This window comes from Virgibacillus carmonensis (genome assembly GCF_057836705.1).
The window spans coordinates 225,022-243,836 of record NZ_JBYQFJ010000001.1 but is presented as its reverse complement, the minus strand read 5'-3'; the positions used below and the strand labels follow the sequence as shown (position 1 = coordinate 243,836).

The following is an 18,815-nucleotide window of genomic DNA, read 5'->3' as shown; positions in this document are numbered from 1 at the left end:
TGTAATTCGTTAAGCATTTACAGTCGCGTTTTCACCAATCAATTCTTTAAAAATCGAATAAGCGGTTAACTTTCCTTGTTCTGCCGCTTCGACGACCATCGCTTCTCCTTGCCCATTACCGAAAATCACATCACCTGCCGCGAATACTTTTGGATTCGAGGTTTGGTGTGTATCAGAATCAATAGTCACAATACCTTGGTCATGACTAAGATCAAATTCTTCAATTAGGTCTACAAAGCGTGATTGTCCGATCGCCTTAATAACCGCGTCCACCTCTATCGTAAACGCTGAATCTTTAATCGGGGATGGGCGACGGCGACCGGAAACATCCGCCTCTCCAAGTTCCATGCGAATACACTCTAGCGCGTTAACTTTCCCCTCGCTATCTGTCAGTATCTTCATTGGTTGTGTTAACCATCTGAATTCCACATTCTCTTGCTTAGCGAATTCATATTCGAATTCATATGCCGTCATTTCGGCTTGCGTCCGGCGGTACAACATTTTTACATCGCTTGCTCCTAAACGAACTGAACAAGTAGCGGCATCGATCGCAGTATTCCCTGCACCAATAATAGCAACTTTCTTTCCAATAAAATCCTCACGTATCGGTGGTGATTTTGTGGTTTCAACAAAATTAATTGCGTCGTATACGCCGTTTGCATCTTCACCTTCTATACCAAGCATCGGCACTTTTGATAACCCAACAGCCAGCACAATTGCGTCGTAAGCGCTTTCAATTTCACTTACAGAAATGTCTCTGCCAATTATTGTATTCGTACGAATCTCTACACCCAGATTTTCAACTTGCTCCACTTCCCATAAAGAGACTTCTTGCGGCAAGCGGAACGAAACAATACCGAATGTATCAAGACCACCGGCTTTTTCTTTCGCTTCAAATATAGTTACGTTAAATCCAAGACGAGCAAGTTCACGGGCTGCGGACAATCCAGCAGGCCCACCACCTACAATTGCGACCTTTTTTCCGTTATCTTCACCAGCTTCAAATAATTGTTCATTATTTTTAATCGCCCAGTTTGTTGCATGTCTCTGCAAATTTCCTATCATGATCGGCAGAGAGGCATCGTTCAACACGCAGGCACCTTCACACAAGTCTTCAGTTGGGCATACCCGTGCACAACTTGCTCCCACTGGGTTAGCCTCCATAATGACTTTAGCTGACCCTTTTAAATTTCCAGATGCAATCTTTTTAATAAAGGATGGAATATTAATATCAGTTGGACAGGCTGTAATACAAGGTGCATCGTAACAATAAAGGCACCGATTTGACTCATCCATTGCTTCATTAGGCGATAAATCTGGTTCGATTTCATTGAAGTTTAGTGATAAGTCCTTCAGTGAAGTCGATTTATTCTTAAATCGGTTCATATGCATAATGACATCCTCCTCATTTTCACATGTGGGCTAGTATAGATTGTTTTAATAAAAGTCAATAACTGAACTTTCCGTTTGTTGACATTGTTAAAGCAGTTTCTAGCAAAACATTGACCCCTTTTTCACAATCTTCCCATTCAGTCAGTTCATCTTCGGCATGGCTTTTCCCATTAATACTTGGAACAAAAACCATTGCAGAAGGGACATAGCTTGCTAAGAACTGTGCATCATGACCAGCACCACTAACCATTTTTTTATACGAATATCCCAATGACTTTGTTGATTGTTCTAGTAGATCACACACTTCCTTATTGAACCAAACCGTATCCCGTCCCCATAATTTTGTAACGTTAACATCACAGCCTTCTTTTGAAGAAGATTGCGTAAGTTCCTGGATAATGTCCTCAACCTGGCTAATCGTTTCAGGGTTCTGGTGTCTTGCTTCCAGTGAAAAGACAACTTTATTCGGGATAACCGTGTGTACATTCGGGTAAACATTCAACCTTCCCATTGTATACACTAAATGATGATCAAGAGCACTCAATTTCTTGCGGGCTTCTGTAATTAAATTAGTTGTCCCGAAGAGAGCGTCCTTTCTCATGTCCATCGGAGTTGTTCCTGCATGATCAGATTCACCAGTTACTTCTATTTCATAACAAACCATTCCTAGTACACATTCAACAACTCCAATAGAAATAGCTTCTCTTTCAAGAATTGGTCCTTGTTCAATATGTAACTCTAAAAAAGCTGTTGCTTCTTCAAGGCGATTCTCGATATCACCTGTGTATCCAATTTTCTGCAGCGCTTCCCTAAACGTGACCCCATTTACATCCACTTTTTCCATCATGGTAGACTTTTCAAATTTCCCAGAAAGAACTCCAGATGACATCATTGATGGCTCAAATCTTGCCCCTTCTTCATTTGTAATGTTTACAACTGTGATGGGGATTTGTGGTTTAATCTGGTTCTCCACCAATGTTCGGATTACTTCTAAACCAGCTAGTACACCTAGAACTCCATCGAATCTGCCGCCTTTCTTCACAGAGTCCAAATGTGATCCTATAACAATAGGTGGCTTATTCTCGACACCTTCAAGAGTTGCATAAATATTCCCCATGTCATCAATCTTTACCGATAGGCCTAACTCCTCGCAACTGGAACAAAAAAAGTCGCGCACTAAGCCATCCTCTTCAGATAACGCTAGACGAGTTACTCCATTGTTTTCGGTCCGCCCAAAATCAGCGAAACGTTCCACCGTATTTTTTAGTCTTCCCCCATTAATTAATAACCCTTCTTTTCTCACTTTGCACACCCTTTCTTACTATTTTTATAGTATAATTATTACATAATCTACCATGTTTTCCTAAAATTTTTAAGTCTCTTCAAAAGATTCTGTTATATTTAATTAAACTTTCCTCCTCTAGTTACAAAGAGCAAGTAAATAGGAAAAAAGTTATATAGTTCACTTTACAATAGTGACAATATAATCACAATGTACACTATGTATAGGAGTCTGGTTCTTTATTTAACGTTTAGTCCACGCCAAGTGTATTCATTTTTCAAGAATTCTTTGCTTGTACTCTATTCACACTTGATCCCTCCTTGACTGTCCAGAAACCCGGTTTTACCGTACACTAATTCATAACGGTTTCCCTTTTTTATGGTATGATTAAGCTACCGAGGAGGTTGATTATGCAAAATCCAATGATCATTGCACGAGATAAGCAGCAATCCAACCAATTAGAAATTAAACGTATGAGTATCTATAGACAGAGCAAAATTATTGAAGCAACAGACGAACAGGATCAGACCTACTATCTCTTTTTTTATAAGGATCACTATTTAAATTATGTAACGTCAGAGAAAATCAGCACCCGTTCCTATGTGAAAGATTCGTTTAAAAAAGGTGTCACACTATTCCCTTCCCATCCATTGATTAAAGCTGTAGTCTCCCCCTACCCCCATTTTAAGAAACATAATTCAGGCGATTTGTTAAAACAATTTCAAAGGCATTACACACCTCAAGAAACTGCGTTAATAGCTAGTTACTTTGAATCCTTTATAAAAAAAGATGAATTAACTGATTTCATCGAAATGCTTTTCTATAATGAACGTCGAGATGGGAAGTTATTATCCTGTTATCGCATTCTCCATATCCTCAAAGACATTGCACCATCCCATAATATAGTTATCAATTTTTCACGTGACTTACAATTCATGCGCTATGATGAGCTTTACAAAAACGGAGACGTGGCATCACTTGAAAGAGACCCTATTTATGTGGAGAAAAAGTTATACTCCAGTAAACACAACGATCAACCTTTTCAAAAGTTGATGGCTATATATAAAGAACAAAGCCGATGGATAGACATTGTCGCTATCCATGTAACCCGAGTGGTTCACACACAAAAGACGGAAGATTATCATGCATTGAAATCATTCGTTTTTGAACATTATGAGGGCATAAATATGTTAGACATCCTAGAAGATTTATATGCCCGTGGTCTTAACATTGAACCTTTGCATCAGGATTTATTGAATGGCTATGTGGAGCATGCAAAACTGGAAGATGTATTAACATTAATAAGCAAACACAAGCTTATTCTACAACCATCTCAATCTCAAAAATTGATTAATCTAGTAAAACATAAAGGAATTACTTCAGGCTCCATCCCACCAGAGGAATTACAAAAACTGGTACTTACTCTATATGACTCAAAAGATGATCAGGCTTCCGATATGTTACATCAGGCTGTTACCTCGTTACTGAATGATCATGCCCTTTCATATATACAAGAATGGAAACAGCCACTTAAAGATATTCCCCTTACAGAACCAATATTACAAAAAGTTGATGAGATGAACCTTATTGCAGAAGATCCGAACCAACAACAACGCCTTGGAGAACTTTACCATTACTTCCATCACCCTAGACAAGCGATAGAATGTATGAGCTTTGACATGGAACTTCGTGCAGAAGATCCAAAGCCCGTCCAATGGCTTGCAAAACTCTATCACGAGCTAGGAATGGAAGCAGAACATAAAGCGTACCAGCAACTTTATATTGATATGGTGAAGCGGTCATAGGAATACAGACACTGAATCAACGACTGAAAAGGTAAACATTTGCTTAGATAATAATTTTATGAATTCGATGAATCACCATACTCTTGAAACATACCAATTACTAGACGATGGCTCATAAAATAAACATAGGGTACATCATGGACACAACGTAAAACAAGCCAACTTCATATTTAACACTGTGATTAGTGTTCTTGTTAAGTATTTTCTTTATAGTTATACTATATTCTGCAAATTCAAAACAATCCAAATGAAGTTTGAATATTGCTATCAAAGAAAATATAAAACGCGGAGGGGATTAAATGAAAGCCACATTCAGACTTCCTAACACAGGTAAAGGTTGGATTAGTTTGGGTCTCATTATCTTTGTCATTCTTTTAGGAAGCTGGCCAGTAATACCATTACTTAACAATGATACTATTATTCTGGGAATGCCTATCCTTATGACTTGGTCAGTAATTATTATCTTTTTAACAACCTTTATTATGTGGTTTATCAACAAAATCGGGGGGATTAAATAATGGGTATATACATTCCATTTATTATTACTGTTTCCTACATGGTAATTGCTGTGATACTCGGTTACAGCGCAGGTAAAGGTAGAAATATGGATGATGCGGAAGAATGGGGTGTTGGCAGCCGAAGCATGGGGCCAATTATGATGTATCTTCTAATTGGTGCCGGCGGAGTTAGTGCATATACGTTTATGGGTTCACCAGGATGGGCCTTTTCTAAAGGGGTACCTGTTTTATATGTTGTCATTTATTTAACGTATATGGCTATCGTTGCTTGGTATTTCGGCCCGAAAGTATGGGAACTCGGAAAAAAATATAATCACGTTACACAGTCAGCTGCAATATCTGACCGTTATGAAAGTAAACAACTAGGCGGATTAGCCTCAATTGTTACGTCAATTGGCATTCTGGCTTATGCAATACTTCAGACTACTGGAGCCGCTTATATCTTGAATGTAATGAGTTACGGTTTGATTCCCACATGGGTCGGTGTTTTTTTATCACTTGGTGTAATTTCTATCTACTTGTATAAAAGTGGTCTAAAAGCGATAGGTGTAACCAATGCCTTTCAAGGTGGATTAATGTTAGTTGTCTCATGGTTTGTAGGCCTATGGGCTACTCAGCAGTTTACTGGAGGTTACTCATTCAGACCTATTTTTGAACGCGTAAAAGCTGATATTCCAGAATTCATGACACTCCCTGGAGGATTAGGTGATATGAACGTTACATTCTGGACAACCTCCATATTAATTTCTATTTTTTCTATTTGGCAAACCCACTGGATACAGTGGATGGGAGCAAATTCAAAGAAATCTATCAAACGGGCAGCCACTTTACTACCAACTTTTTATATAGTGCTCATACCAATGATAGTAGTCGGTTTTATTGGAATCTTTATGTATCCAAATCTTGCGAATCCAGATACAGTAGCTATTCAAATGGCAGTAGATAATATGCCTGTAATTGTCGCAGGCCTTCTTGGAGCTGGTACGTTGGCGGCAGCAATGTCTTCCAGTGAACCTTGTATTCATGCAACTGCCCTTAGCTACAGCAAAGATATTCTACAACCACTTTTAAAGTGGGATGATCATACTGCAGGAAAATGGACAAGAAGATTGATATTCCCAATCATGGTTTTTATTATCGCACCTATTTCCATCATGGAGCCAGCAAGTTTAGTATACATATTACTAATAGGATATGGATTCATTGGACAAGCCTTTCCGGCAATTGTCGGTATGTTTTTCTGGCCTAGAGCAACAAAGCAAGGTACCTTCTGGGGGTTATTTGGAGGATTTATTGTAACCTTATTTTTTTCTTTCGTGTTCCCTCACCCACTCGGCGTTCACGCTGGAATTTGGGGGTTATTGGTAAACATGTCCGTTTTCGTCACTGTTTCATTGATGACAAAGCCTGCGTCTAGAGAAACAATCGAACGTTTCTTTCCTGACATGGTGGATGAATTATATGAAGAAGATACGCCGACAAACACAATAGAAGCAAAATAACCAGTACCAAAAGGGAGGATTTTTCTTGGAAAAACAAACTTTATTTATTGATGGAGAAGTTATAACCGTTAATGGCAGCAATCAGATAACAGAAGCAGTAGCTATAAAGGGTAATAAGATCCAAGCCGTTGGGTCAACCGAAGATATCTTAACACTTAAAGATGAAAATAGTGAAGTTATTAAATTAAATGGCAATACATTGATGCCTGGTTTCATTGACTCCCATCTGCATATTACGATGTATGGGACAAATGTGCTTTCAATTTCATGTAAAAGTGAACATATTCAATCCATCGATGATTTATTGAAGGACTTAAAAGAAAGAACATCTAGTACACCTAAGGGCGAATGGATCCGAGCTTGGGGCTACCAAGAGGGAAATATGGCGGAAAAGCGTTTTCCAACGAAAGAAGAGTTGGATACTGTTACAACAGACCATCCTATTCTTGTAGTGCGCACATGCGGGCATATTTCAGCTGTGAATAGCTATGCACTTCGTCTGGCTGATGTTGATAAGAATACTCCTGATCCAGATGGTGGAAGTTTTGAAAAAAGAAAAGACGGAGAACTCACGGGATTAATGATAGAAAATGCTCATATGAAAATGTTTACCGTGGCCTCTTTCACAAATAAAGAAATGGGAAAAGCACATAAAATTGCTTCTGAACATTTTGCGGAAAAAGGAATAACATCTATTCATGATGCGACAGGCTATGGTCTAAATAATATACATGCTTTACAAGCTGACTCACAAAAAGGTGTTATTAAACAGCGCATTTATGCAATGATTGGGGCATTAAGTAAGCCTCAAGATGTTGTTAAACATATGGTTGATTCAGGAATATTTACTGGATTAGGAGATAATAAATTTAAAATTGGACCAGTTAAACTGTTCCTTGATGGCAGTAGTAGTGGTCCAACCGTATGGACACGTGATCCTTACACGAGTGACCCAGAAAACTTTGGTGTCCATTATTTCAGTCAGGAAGAAGTTGATGAATTATTTATTCCTGCCCACGAAAAGGGTTGGCAAATAACATCTCATGCACAAGGTGACGCTGCAATTGATATGCTGTTAAAATGCATTGAAAAAGCACATCAATTATACCCCCGCTCAGATACTCGACATCGAATTGAGCATGCAGGTATAGCAACACCCGACCTTATCAAAAGAATGAAAGAACAACATGTAGTGCCTATCCCAAACCCTGCATTTCATTACGAGTACGGAGATGGCTATGTTGAAAATTATGGAGAGCGCGCAGAGCACATGTATCCATTAGGAGACTATTTAAAAGAAAATGTTCTAGCAGCAATTGCATCTGACTGTCCCGTTACAGACTTTTCACCGATTCGCGGCATACACACGTCATTAACACGTCAATCTCTCTCTGGACAAGTAATCGGAGAAGACCAAAAAATTTCTCTTTTAGAAGCTATACGAATGTACACGATTAATGGAGCGTATGCATCCTTTGAAGAAGATAAAAAAGGAAGTATAGAACCAGGAAAATTAGCCGATCTCATTCTGTTCGACCGTTCATTAATGAATACCGATACCGATAAGCTACTAGAAGCACAAGTCGAATGGACAATGATTGATGGAGAAATTATTTATAAAAAAAACAAAGTGGAAGTTAAGTCATGAAAGAGTTGATACCTAAAGATAATCGTATACTGAAATTGTCTGGATCATCCTATGAAATTGGATTTGATCACGGCAAAGAAGCAAAAGAAAAAGTTCATAACAGTTTACAAACTTACGAAAAAATGTTTAAGGAATATGCTGGAACATCCTGGAATGATGCATGTAATAAAGCTTTGTTACACGTGAAAGAAATTGAAAAATACAATTCAAATTATATAAAGGAAATGGAAGGATTAGCAAAAGGAGCCGGAGTATCATTTGAAGATGTTTTGGCTCTAAATGCGAGAAGTGAAATAGCGTTAATAACTTCACCAGATGGATGCACTTCGTTCGCACTATCAAAACCAAAAACGACAAAAACATGGTTAGCTCAAAATTGGGATTGGAAAAATTCACAAAACGATTCTTTAATCCATCTTGAAATTGAACAAAGTAACCTACCGACCTTACAGATGGTTACAGAAGCAGGTATAATTGGCAAAATCGGATGCAATAGTGCTGGCATAGGAGTTTGTCTAAATGCTTTAGTAACAGATACATGGCAACCGAAAGTTCCTATTCATCTAGGTTTAAGAGCAATTCTGGAGTCCGAGTCTCTGGAAGAGGCAGTTTCTAACGTAACAGCTAATCAAATGGCCTCACCTGCTCATTTTCTCATTGGCTCCAAGTCAGAAGAAGCCATAAGCATGGAAGTATCACCTGTGTATACAGCACAAATTAAACCAACTAATGGTATATTAGTGCATACAAACCATATCTGCTCTATGGAAATGAAAAGGAATATTAAGGAAAACATACTTCCGGATTCGCATAATCGCCTATCTACAATAACAAAACAAATGGAATCTCTAAATGAAATAATAGACAAAGATGATTTATTTAATGTTCTTTCTAATCATGAAAACTATCCTAATTCTATTTGCCGTCATGAATCACCAGAACAAACAGTTCTTAACAAAATGGAAACTGTATTCAGTATAGTAATGAATTTATCAGATAATGAGTTATCGTGGATAGAAGGAAAGCCTTGTGAATTTACTAACAACTAATCTCCTTTTGTTTGGGCACGAAACATGGGAACTGCTTTGGTTTTTATCATAAATAGATTAATTTAGAATCTCAGACGGACTAGACAGATAAATATCAAAACGTATAACTTCTTAAAAATGTAAATTTGAAACACGGTTCCCGAATATAAGGTGAACCGTGTTTTTAAATATCTTTTAAGTTAATCATTGTTGCTTAAGCTTACATATTTCTTTTTCTAGTATTGAAATTCCGCCTTAATGAAGGCTATCTCATGCCTTGCCACAAGGCTCTCATGGTTTTATACTTCTCTATCCTAGTACAATCATGGTAAAATAGAAGTGTATATTTGAAATGGGGGCAAACGAATGAAACGAATATTTCTTTTTTTATTAACAAACATTCTAGTAATGACGACAATTGTAATCGTCTGGTCACTAATAACAACCTATACCGGTATTAGTGGTACGTTTGAAAATAACGGTCCCGGTTTAGGGATTAATTATGGCTCATTAATGGTATTCAGCATACTCATAGGTTTCATAGGCTCATTCTTCTCACTAGCAATATCACGCTTTGTTGCAAAAAAGATGATGAAGGTCAAGGTGCTGGATCCGAATGGTCAATTATCGGCACATGAACGTACAGTGGTTGAGAAGGTTCATCGACTTTCTCGTGCAGCTGGATTAGTCCATATGCCACAGGTTGGAATTTATCAGTCGCCCGAGGTTAATGCATTTGCGACAGGCCCTTCAAAAAAACGGTCCCTCGTTGCTGTTTCAGCAGGATTATTAAATAACTTGGACGATCATGCAGTGGAAGGCGTTATTGCCCATGAGGTAGCTCACGTTGCGAACGGCGACATGGTAACCATGACGTTACTGCAGGGTGTTGTCAACACGTTTGTCGTCTTTTTCTCAAGAATTGCTGCAATTATCGTATCGCGGTTTGTACGTTCTGAGATGGAAATGATTGTCCGTTTTGCAGCGATTATTATCTTCCAAATTTTATTCTCCATTCTTGGAAGTCTTGTCGTTAGTGCGTATTCACGTCATCGTGAATATCATGCCGACCGCGGAGGCGCTGATTTAGCTGGCCGCGACAAGATGGCACATGCTTTACGTTCTTTAAAAAATCATGTAGGTCGGGCTCGAGTTAATGACCGTACCGACGATTCAGCTATCCAAACCATGAAGATAAATGGAAAAGGCGGGATGCTCTCACTTTTCTCATCTCATCCCGATATAGATGAAAGAATTAAGCGGTTAGAACAACGTTAGGTGGGACATAGGGACAGTAAACTGTCCCCTTGCCCCACCTCCCGTACATAAAAAAACTCCCTCACTTTCGAAGGAGTCCCATCATACGGTATTTAAGAAGCGATGTCGCGTTCAATGGCGTTTAAACGTTTCTTGTTCGTTGCAATGAAGTAAAAGACAATCGCCCAAATAATAACCGCGATAATCGTCCCGATGTTGAGAATACCTTTTTCGGCTGTCCACATAATTGAATAACCGATAGATCCAATCAACAACGCGTAATAGATAAACGGGAGAAGCGTTTTACGAATAACATGCCCTTCTTTTCCTACGAGACCAACAACGGCTGACGCAGCAACAACGTTATGCACGCAGATCATGTTCCCAGCCGCTCCACCGACTGCTTGAAGTGCAACCATCCAAGTCGGGTCGGCACCAATACGCGCACCTACTCCATATTGGAAGAGTGAGAACATCATGTTACTGACGGTGTTACTACCAGCTACAAATGCACCTAGTCCACCAATGAACGTTGCAAAAAATGGATACATAGAACCTGCTATATTTGCGACGCCATCCGCTAGTACAATTGGCATTTTCTCATAGCCCGCTGCCCCGCCGCCTGAGTTAAGAAACACTTGCACCATTGGAACTGTAAAGACAAGAGCTGAACCAGCAGCAATCATTGTTTTTCCGGAATCTGTCCATGCCCGAGCAAACTCTCGGCCTTTCATTCCGTGTATATAGTACGTAAATATTGAAACGACGATAAAAATAAAACCTGGTGAAAATAAAATGTCCCAACTAGAAGAAATTTCTGTTCCAAAAATATTTGGAATTGTAATCTTGGCGGATTTGAGCCAATCTCCAACAACAGTTAGTCTTGAAACTAGTAAGAGGACAGCAATCAAAACGTATGGAGCCCATGCACGCATCATGCTAATTTTGCCTGCATAGATATCGCTGTGTTTGAGTTCAACACGTCCAGTCCATGTTGGATCCCAGCGGTCTTTTGCTTCAAAATCCCAGATTTCATCTTCTTTTGGCATGAGGAAACCTTTTTTAGCAGCCGGAATGACAATTGCCAACCCAATTAAGCCACCAATCATGGAAGGAAATTCAGGTCCTAATGTATTTGCAACGATAAGATACGGGATTGTCATCGCTAACGATGCAAATAGTGCAAATTTCCACACCGCCAGGCCTTCTCTGAACGATTTGTTTTTTCCGAAAAATCGCGTTAAAATAGCGACTACAAATAGCGGAATTAGCAGTCCCGCAATAGCATGGAGCAAAGCTACTTTCCCAGCAACACCAAATACGAAAGCAGAGACATCCGTAATTTGGGTAAGCGGCTCAATTCCTGTACCTACCCCCACAATCATCGGTGTTCCAACTGCTCCAAATGATACCGGTGTACTTTGAATAATCATACCGCTTACAACAGCAGCCATTGCCGGAAAACCAAGTCCAACCAATAATGGAACTGCTACAGCAGCAGGTGTACCAAACCCTGCTGACCCTTCAATAAATGAACCGAAAAGCCATGCAATGATAATTACCTGAATGCGACGGTCTGGTGTAATATCTGTAAAACCGCGACGAATGGTGTGAAGACCCCCACTTTCTTGAAGTGTGTTCAAGAGTAGTATGGCACCAAAAATAATGAATAAAAGTGTAACAGCAACGATAAGACCATGAACTGATGCAGCGGCGACTTTTGGAAATGCTATATCCCAAATGAAAAGTGCCAGTAAAACCGCGACGATGTAAGAAAGCGGCATCGCTTTACTTGCTGGCCATTTAAGTCCGACCAGGAAAATTGCAACAACAATAATCGGAAGTAAAGCCAGAATAGCTAATGTTCCATTGCCCATTTTTAAATCCCCCTTTTAAATGCGTGTTCAAAAAGTCGCCGAATTAGAAACAAGAAATTCAAGGCGGCGACGTCTTGAGGTCCAGAATGTAGGTTACTGCTGCATGAGGACCGGAAAGACAAGCCAACGAAGAAGTTCGTAGTTTATCATTTGGTGATTTTTTAAACATCCCCTTTGAATTGCTTTTATATTAAATAACAATATGCATGTCTGCCCCTAACAAGCACATAAAATATTGTTATATAAAATCAGCCTTGTTTTACAGGGTTACGAAGCTCACCAATTCCTGCAATTTGACAGACGATTTCATCGCCGTCATTCATCATTTCAGCACCAAGCGGACTCCCCGTTAAAATCACATCTCCCGGTTCTAGTGTCATCACGCTGGATAAGTAAGCAATCATCTTTCTCATGGGAACAATCATCTGTGTTGTTGGACTATCCTGCTTCTTGTCACCGTTTAAGTATGCTTCAACTTTGACTTTATCAGGATCAAGTTCTGTTTCGATATATGGGCCAAGCGGTGTAAACGTGTCAAATGACTTTCCTATCATCCAATGTCCAGCTTCATGGAAAAACTGCGGCGCCGTTACATCATTGGCTACCGTATAACCAAAGATATAGTCAGTTACCTCTTCGTCAGAAATGTTGCTTGCACGTTTGCCAATCACTGCTGCAAGCTCTGATTCGAATTTTACTTCTTCTATTTTACCCGGGATTATAATGGGTTTCCCACTCCCAATAACGGAAGAAACCGGCTTATAAAAAAATACGGGTATTTCAGGCAGTTCAGAAGGTAAATCCTCAGTTTTGCCGACATAGTTCGCACCGATGCCGATTACATGCCGCGGTGTAAACGGTTCCAATAGTTCCAGCTCTTCAACATTATGTACTACTTCTGTATGCTTCCAACCTGTAAATATGTCACCCTCAATTTGGTTTATACCGTTGCCTGTTACGATTCCTTGCAAAATTGTTTCCTCGTTTTGTTTTTTAAATCTAGCAAATTTCATTGCTTCCACTCCTCATCTCTTTTTAACTAGTAAACTAGTGTACTTCTGCTTTTTTCAAATCTTGCTTAACTTCGGCACAACGGCCGGGACTAGGGAATAATTTCCCTGGATTTAATAGGTTTCCCGGGTTAAACACAGCACGTATATCCGTTTGCGCAGCCATTTCTTCGTCACTGAAGATAAAACGCATTTCAGCTGACTTTTCAATCCCCACACCGTGTTCACCAGTAATTGAACCACCAACATCCGCACAAACCTTCAAACAATCAGATCCCGCTTTTGAAGCACGTTCACTTTGACCGGGAATACTTGCGTCGAACAAAATAAGCGGGTGGAGGTTTCCATCGCCTGCATGGAAAATATTCGCAATACGAAGCTCATACTTTGCACTGATTTCAGAAATCTTTGCAAGCACCTCAGGCAAGCGAGTTCTAGGAATCACACCATCCTGAACGAGGTAATCTGGAGAAATCGCCCCCATTGCACCAAAGCCCATCTTACGGTTTGCCCACCAAAGTCCACGCTCTGCTTCATCCTTTGCTACTTTTACCTCACGCACATGGTTTCTTTTACATACAGTAAGAATTTCATCGATTTGGTCGTCAATTCCAGCTGCGATTCCATCCACTTCAATAAGCAGGAAGGCAGCAATATCTCTCGGATGTCCAACTGGATAAGCGGCCGATTCCACGCCCTCGATAGCGATAGAATCCATCATTTCAAGTGCTGCTGGAATGATACCAGCGGAAATAATCTCTGAAACTGCTTGGCTCGCATCATTAATATCATCATAATAAGCGAGAACGGTTTTCTTACCTTCAGGATTTTTTAAAACTTTCACGGTAATTTTGGTCACAATGCCAAGTGTTCCTTCTGATCCCGTCAAGAGGCCGAGCAAATCGTATCCTGGGCGATCAGGAACCCCTTCTTCTCCAATTTCAACAATTTCACCACTCGGAAGAACAATCTCAAGCCCTAAAATATGATTCGTCGTTACACCATATTTTAAACAGTGCGCACCACCGGCATTTTCAGCAACATTACCGCCAATCGTACATGCGTACTGGCTTGAAGGGTCTGGCGCGTAATAGTACCCTTTATCTGAAATAGATTGTGTCAGCTTTAGGTTAACGTAGCCTGGCTCTACAACTGCTTTTCTATTTTCCAAGTCGACGTGAAGCATCTTTTTCATCCGAACCAGACTGATTAAGACTTCACCGCCGAACGGAGTCGCTCCTCCGCTTAAGCCTGTTCCTGCTCCTCGTGCAATATAAGGAACCTTTTCTTTGTTTAATCGTTTCACAATCTCTGAAACTTGCTTTGCATTATTTACAAATACTACCGCCCTTGGCATCCCTTTTGACATCGTGTAACCGTCACACTCATATGAAATGAGATCTTCTTTCAAATAAAGAACCTCACTTTCACCAACAATATCAATTAATTCTTGAACAACAGCATCAGGATTTTGTTTTCTATGCTTTTTTCCAAACATGCCTTTCACCTCCTTTTGATTTATGATTTCACTAATTTGCTTGCTTCCTTTTTTTCTTTTTTATAAGCTAAGTCAAGCAGTTGGACGGTATGGACAACTTTTTCACTTCTACCATGTTTTTCAACACCCATTGCGATTTGAAGCATGCAACCAGGATTACCCATCGAAACCATTTCAACATCGTCAGGAATATCATCAATCTTACGTTCGAGAAGTTTTCCTGCCATCTCCGGATGTGTAAGATTGTAGATGCCCGCACTTCCGCAGCATCTGTCTGCATCAGGTAATTCGACCATTTCTACTCCTGGGATTTCTTTTAAAAGTTGACGAGGTTCAAAGCGTATACCCTGTCCGTGAGCTAGATGACACGCGTCATGGTACGTAATTTTTGTTTTGATTTCTGTTTTTGGACGTTTAAAATTATTGTCATATAAAAACTTGGAAACATCCTCAATTTTCGCTGAAAACTCCTCTGCTAAAGGTAGCATTTCAGGATCATTTCTGAATAGTTCATGATATTCCTGAAGCGCACACCCACACCCTGCTGCATTCACAAGTATTTTATCGTAATCCTTAAACGCTTCAATATTTTGTTTCGCAAGGTTTTTCCCTGTTTCTCTTTCGCCTGCGTGAATATGAAGAGCACCACAGCAGCCCTGTTGTTTCGGAAGGCCAACTTCAAACCCGTTATGTGTGAGAACCCGAATGGTCGATTCGTTAACGTCACTGAACATGACATCCATGACACAGCCAGTTAACATTCCAACCCGCTGTTTTGTCTCGCCTTCAGCCGGAACAATCTCTGGATATCTTCCCAGTACAGGTTTTCCGACTTTCGGGAGAACGGATTCCATGTCTTTCAAGTGTGTTGGCATTACATTTAGCAAGCCTGTTTTCCTTACTGCACGTTGAACACCGCTTTTTTGGTAAAATCTCATTAAGCCACCGAGTGTATTCATGCGATTATGATACGGGAATAATCCATTCAAAACTGTCTTGCTAAGCGCACCTGTAAAACCTGTTAAAGGCATCGCTTGGCGAATTTGTCCACGAGCTTCTTCAATCAGCCCACCGACTTGAACGTCTGCTGGACATGCTGTTTCACAGGCACGACAATCAAGGCAATCAAAAACGGGTTTGGAAAAAGCTTCATTAACATCAATTTTGCCTTCCGCAACAGCTTTTATTAGATAAACGCGACCTCTCGGTGAATGTTGTTCTTCACCTGTTTCTTGATAAGTCGGACAAGCTTCCAGGCACATGCCACAGTGAACACAGTCAGCCCATTTATTTTCATCAGGAATATCTTCCCAAAGATAGTTTCCTAGACTCTTCGTTTGACAGGGTGCACCATCTTTATCATTGTTCAATAAATTCTTCAACCTATTTTCATCCACACTCATGTTATATACCTCCTACAAAACGTTGGCGGTTTAGGACTTCCTTCGGGTCGTTCGTGCGTTTAATGCCTTCTAATAAAGGAAAATACCCTGGCTTTCCTCCCCAAACGCCAGCCGCTTCCCTTAGTGCAAATGGCAAATGTGTACACACGACATACCCACGCTTTTCTTCTACCTTTGTCCTTAGTGCTTTACTATAAGAAACAATATCTTCTGGAAATCCTTTGACATATACCCTCGATATACCATGTCCCAGGCCACCATGCCCTTCAACCGAAACATGATACGCATTAGCAAGCTTGTCAGCTTCTTCCAGGTTAACGAGAACATCTAAATTATTGCTTCCAATTTTCAGAGCCGCTTGTGTCTCTGCGTCGTTCTTGTCATCATTGTAGCCATTAGGACCGAAATGCCGGAATTTTCCCCACCACTCTCTTGCTTCTTCTTCATGCAGCACAGAATGCTGGGCATCGATTGGCAAGTGTTCCTTTACCCATTTCTCCTGATCAAGGACAGCATTTTCTCGATCTTCAAATGCAATCGCAAGTGTATAGTGATTGTTGCCAGTCATTTTTTCAGCGATAGAAGGGGTTAAAATTTCAAGAGAGACCGGTTCCATCATAGAATCGAGAATGAGCACAGAAAATTCACGAATAGCTTGTTCATTGCCTTTAGGGAAATGCAGAAGAGACAAACCTTCATATTTCGGAAGTGGTCGTAATTTAATCGTGATTTCGCTAATGACACCAAGCGTTCCCATTGAACCGATGAAAAGCTTATTCATGTCATAACCTGCCACGTTTTTCACCACTTTACCGCCTGTACGGATAACTCTTCCGTCTGGATATACAATTCTAGTACCGATAACCAAATCTCTTGCAGAACCGTAAAGGAGTCGTTTCGCCCCACTGTCATTCGCTGCGACAATGCCACCAATCGTCGCCATTTCCGGCCAGGAAGTGTCAAATGCCGCGCGCTGCCCATGTTTTACTAATTCATCGGTAATTTCGCTTAACGTTGTACCGGGCCTCACCGTCAATGTCAGGTCACCAACTGAATGCTCCACAATACCTTTGTAATTAGCAAGCGATAATAAAATATCCGCTTGTTCAATCACCCCGCCATACCCTCGTTTCGTTCCCCCTGAAACAACATTTACCGTTTTATCGTGTTTGTTCGCGTAGGCGAGAACTTTCGAAATATCTTCTTCAGAATGAGCTTCAATAATTTGAAACCCACCGTTGCCAAGTGGATGCCCTTCCTCATCGTTAGGTTTTACTTGCTCTTTTGGCAAAATCCCTTCTAAATCTAAAGAAATCATGTTGCCGTACCCCCCTTGATTTTTACGGGACATGGGGACAGGCTCCTTGTCCCGCAGCAGTTAGTGTAAATGACTGTTAAGTAGTTCTTCAACGTAAGTAAGGTGCCATAACATGGACTCACGCGCTTTTGCTGGATCATTTGTTTTTATAGCATCATAGATGGCGACATGCTGCATGAAAACTTCAGCTGTTAATTTTTTATCTGACAGTATAATTCGATGACAATCCATAATCCCTTTTTTCATTGTCGATGATACCGCTTCCACCAAATCAATTAGTATATTGTTCCCACATGCTTCTGCAATCGTTTGGTGAAATCGATAGTCCGCTTCCCAGCCTTTTACTGTTTTAGCCGATGATAATTCACCCAATGCTTCTTTCATTTGATCAAGTTGACCAGACGATGCATTTGCTGCAGCCATTTCAACAATGCCAACCTCTAAAATTTTGCGAACCTGATAAAGTTCGTTAATGTCGTTTTTCCTAAAGAGCAATATATCCGGCAGCAGGTGATTGGTATCGATACGACAGACAAAAGTTCCTTCACCATGCTTTACGTCAACAAGCCCTCTTCCTTTCAATGTCGTTAAAGCATCACGCATTGCGGAGCGCCCAACTTCAAACATGTCACATAATTCTCTAACAGAAGGCAGTTTCTCCCCAGGCTGAACTTTACCAGAACGAATCCATCCTTCAATTTGCTCAACAACAATTTCAGATACTTTTTTTCTCGATATTTTCTCAGCTTGGAGCATTTGAATACCCCCTCTGTTTTACTAGTTAGGTAGTTCACTTATCTGATATCTGATAACTTCATCTACATTAAACCACTGTACTATAACAAAGTCAAGATATTATTTTAAAAAATCAGAAATATTATATTATAGATAGTTACTTATGAAATTTTTTTCTGGTTTTTTCGACAAAAGTGAAAGGCGACGTCGTTTACTGTAATAGATATTGAAAAGGTGGATTGATTGAACAGCTTAAATAATTCCATTAAAACTTCGGGGTCATGCATGTAACATTAGACTATTTATCATTTGCTTTTAACTCAATACACACTATTATATAACACAGTTCTTCACTTTTCTTTGACTGGTGGTGAACGAAGCGAAACCGAGGAGGATAGTTAGGGATTTCAAAATTGGATTTTGAATACAATACTAGTATGTCTGGTTATACGTTAAATTTCACTTCCACACCAAGAGCCTTGGTAAAGAGATTTATCGGAAGACGTAAGAGGGACTGACTAATAGCCCCCCTCACACCTATT

Annotated in this window: 14 protein-coding genes; 6 read left to right on the top strand and 8 right to left on the bottom strand. The window is 40.0% G+C overall.

The annotated features are described in order from the left end of the window. Window positions 1-9: 9 nt before the first annotated feature. Together AC3G7N_RS01025 and AC3G7N_RS01020 are read right to left on the bottom strand one after the other, a co-directional pair. Window positions 10-1,386: an NAD(P)-dependent oxidoreductase gene (locus AC3G7N_RS01025; protein WP_489420328.1), complete on the bottom strand. Its 1,377-nt coding sequence runs from the start codon at window positions 1,384-1,386 to the stop codon at window positions 10-12. A 61-nt stretch (window positions 1,387-1,447) separates the two neighbouring features. Next, entirely contained in the window at window positions 1,448-2,695 is a 1,248-nt protein-coding gene (locus AC3G7N_RS01020; protein ID WP_489420270.1) for a Zn-dependent hydrolase, read from the bottom strand. A gap of 389 nt (window positions 2,696-3,084) precedes the next feature. Here AC3G7N_RS01020 and AC3G7N_RS01015 point away from each other — a divergent pair, with 389 nt between their 5' ends. From AC3G7N_RS01015 to htpX, 6 genes are all read left to right on the top strand, one after another. Then, entirely contained in the window at window positions 3,085-4,479 is a 1,395-nt protein-coding gene (locus tag AC3G7N_RS01015; RefSeq protein ID WP_489420269.1) for a hypothetical protein, read from the top strand. Between the two features lie 299 nt (window positions 4,480-4,778). Continuing rightward, a complete protein-coding gene (locus AC3G7N_RS01010) occupies window positions 4,779-4,997 on the top strand; it encodes a hypothetical protein (protein ID WP_489420268.1) in 219 nt (72 codons plus the stop codon). Further along, a complete protein-coding gene (locus AC3G7N_RS01005) occupies window positions 4,997-6,499 on the top strand; it encodes a sodium:solute symporter family protein (protein ID WP_489420267.1) in 1,503 nt (500 codons plus the stop codon). The genes AC3G7N_RS01010 and AC3G7N_RS01005 overlap by 1 nt, the downstream gene beginning before the upstream one ends. A gap of 25 nt (window positions 6,500-6,524) precedes the next feature. Further along, complete coding sequence (locus tag AC3G7N_RS01000) at window positions 6,525-8,147, top strand: amidohydrolase (protein ID WP_489420266.1); 1,623 nt, start codon at window positions 6,525-6,527, stop codon at window positions 8,145-8,147. Next, window positions 8,144-9,196 (top strand): C45 family autoproteolytic acyltransferase/hydrolase, encoded by a 1,053-nt coding sequence (locus tag AC3G7N_RS00995; RefSeq protein WP_489420265.1) that lies wholly within the window; start codon window positions 8,144-8,146, stop codon window positions 9,194-9,196. Before AC3G7N_RS01000 ends, AC3G7N_RS00995 begins: the two co-directional genes overlap by 4 nt. 345 nt (window positions 9,197-9,541) lie before the next feature. Then, window positions 9,542-10,453, top strand: coding sequence for a protease HtpX (gene htpX, locus AC3G7N_RS00990; RefSeq protein WP_489420264.1), 912 nt, complete (start codon window positions 9,542-9,544; stop codon window positions 10,451-10,453). A 92-nt stretch (window positions 10,454-10,545) separates the two neighbouring features. Here the strand turns inward: htpX and AC3G7N_RS00985 are convergent, their stop codons facing one another. The 6 genes from AC3G7N_RS00985 to AC3G7N_RS00960 form a co-directional block, all read right to left on the bottom strand. Continuing rightward, complete coding sequence (locus AC3G7N_RS00985; RefSeq protein ID WP_489420263.1) at window positions 10,546-12,309, bottom strand: L-lactate permease; 1,764 nt, start codon at window positions 12,307-12,309, stop codon at window positions 10,546-10,548. Window positions 12,310-12,557: 248 nt separating this feature from the next. After that, entirely contained in the window at window positions 12,558-13,322 is a 765-nt protein-coding gene (locus AC3G7N_RS00980) for a fumarylacetoacetate hydrolase family protein (protein WP_489420262.1), read from the bottom strand. A gap of 34 nt (window positions 13,323-13,356) precedes the next feature. Next, the gene (locus AC3G7N_RS00975; RefSeq protein ID WP_489420261.1) at window positions 13,357-14,817 is read right to left on the bottom strand and encodes an FAD-linked oxidase C-terminal domain-containing protein; all 1,461 of its coding nucleotides are present in this window, start codon (window positions 14,815-14,817) and stop codon (window positions 13,357-13,359) included. Window positions 14,818-14,837: 20 nt separating this feature from the next. Continuing rightward, window positions 14,838-16,220, bottom strand: a complete 1,383-nt coding sequence (locus tag AC3G7N_RS00970; RefSeq protein ID WP_489420260.1) for a (Fe-S)-binding protein — start codon at window positions 16,218-16,220, stop codon at window positions 14,838-14,840. A gap of 1 nt (window position 16,221) precedes the next feature. After that, on the bottom strand, window positions 16,222-17,538 hold the full coding sequence (locus AC3G7N_RS00965; RefSeq protein WP_489420259.1) for an FAD-binding oxidoreductase: 1,317 nt from the start codon (window positions 17,536-17,538) through the stop codon (window positions 16,222-16,224). 60 nt (window positions 17,539-17,598) lie between these two features. Then, window positions 17,599-18,294 (bottom strand): FadR/GntR family transcriptional regulator, encoded by a 696-nt coding sequence (locus AC3G7N_RS00960; protein ID WP_489420258.1) that lies wholly within the window; start codon window positions 18,292-18,294, stop codon window positions 17,599-17,601. Window positions 18,295-18,815 lie beyond the last annotated feature (521 nt).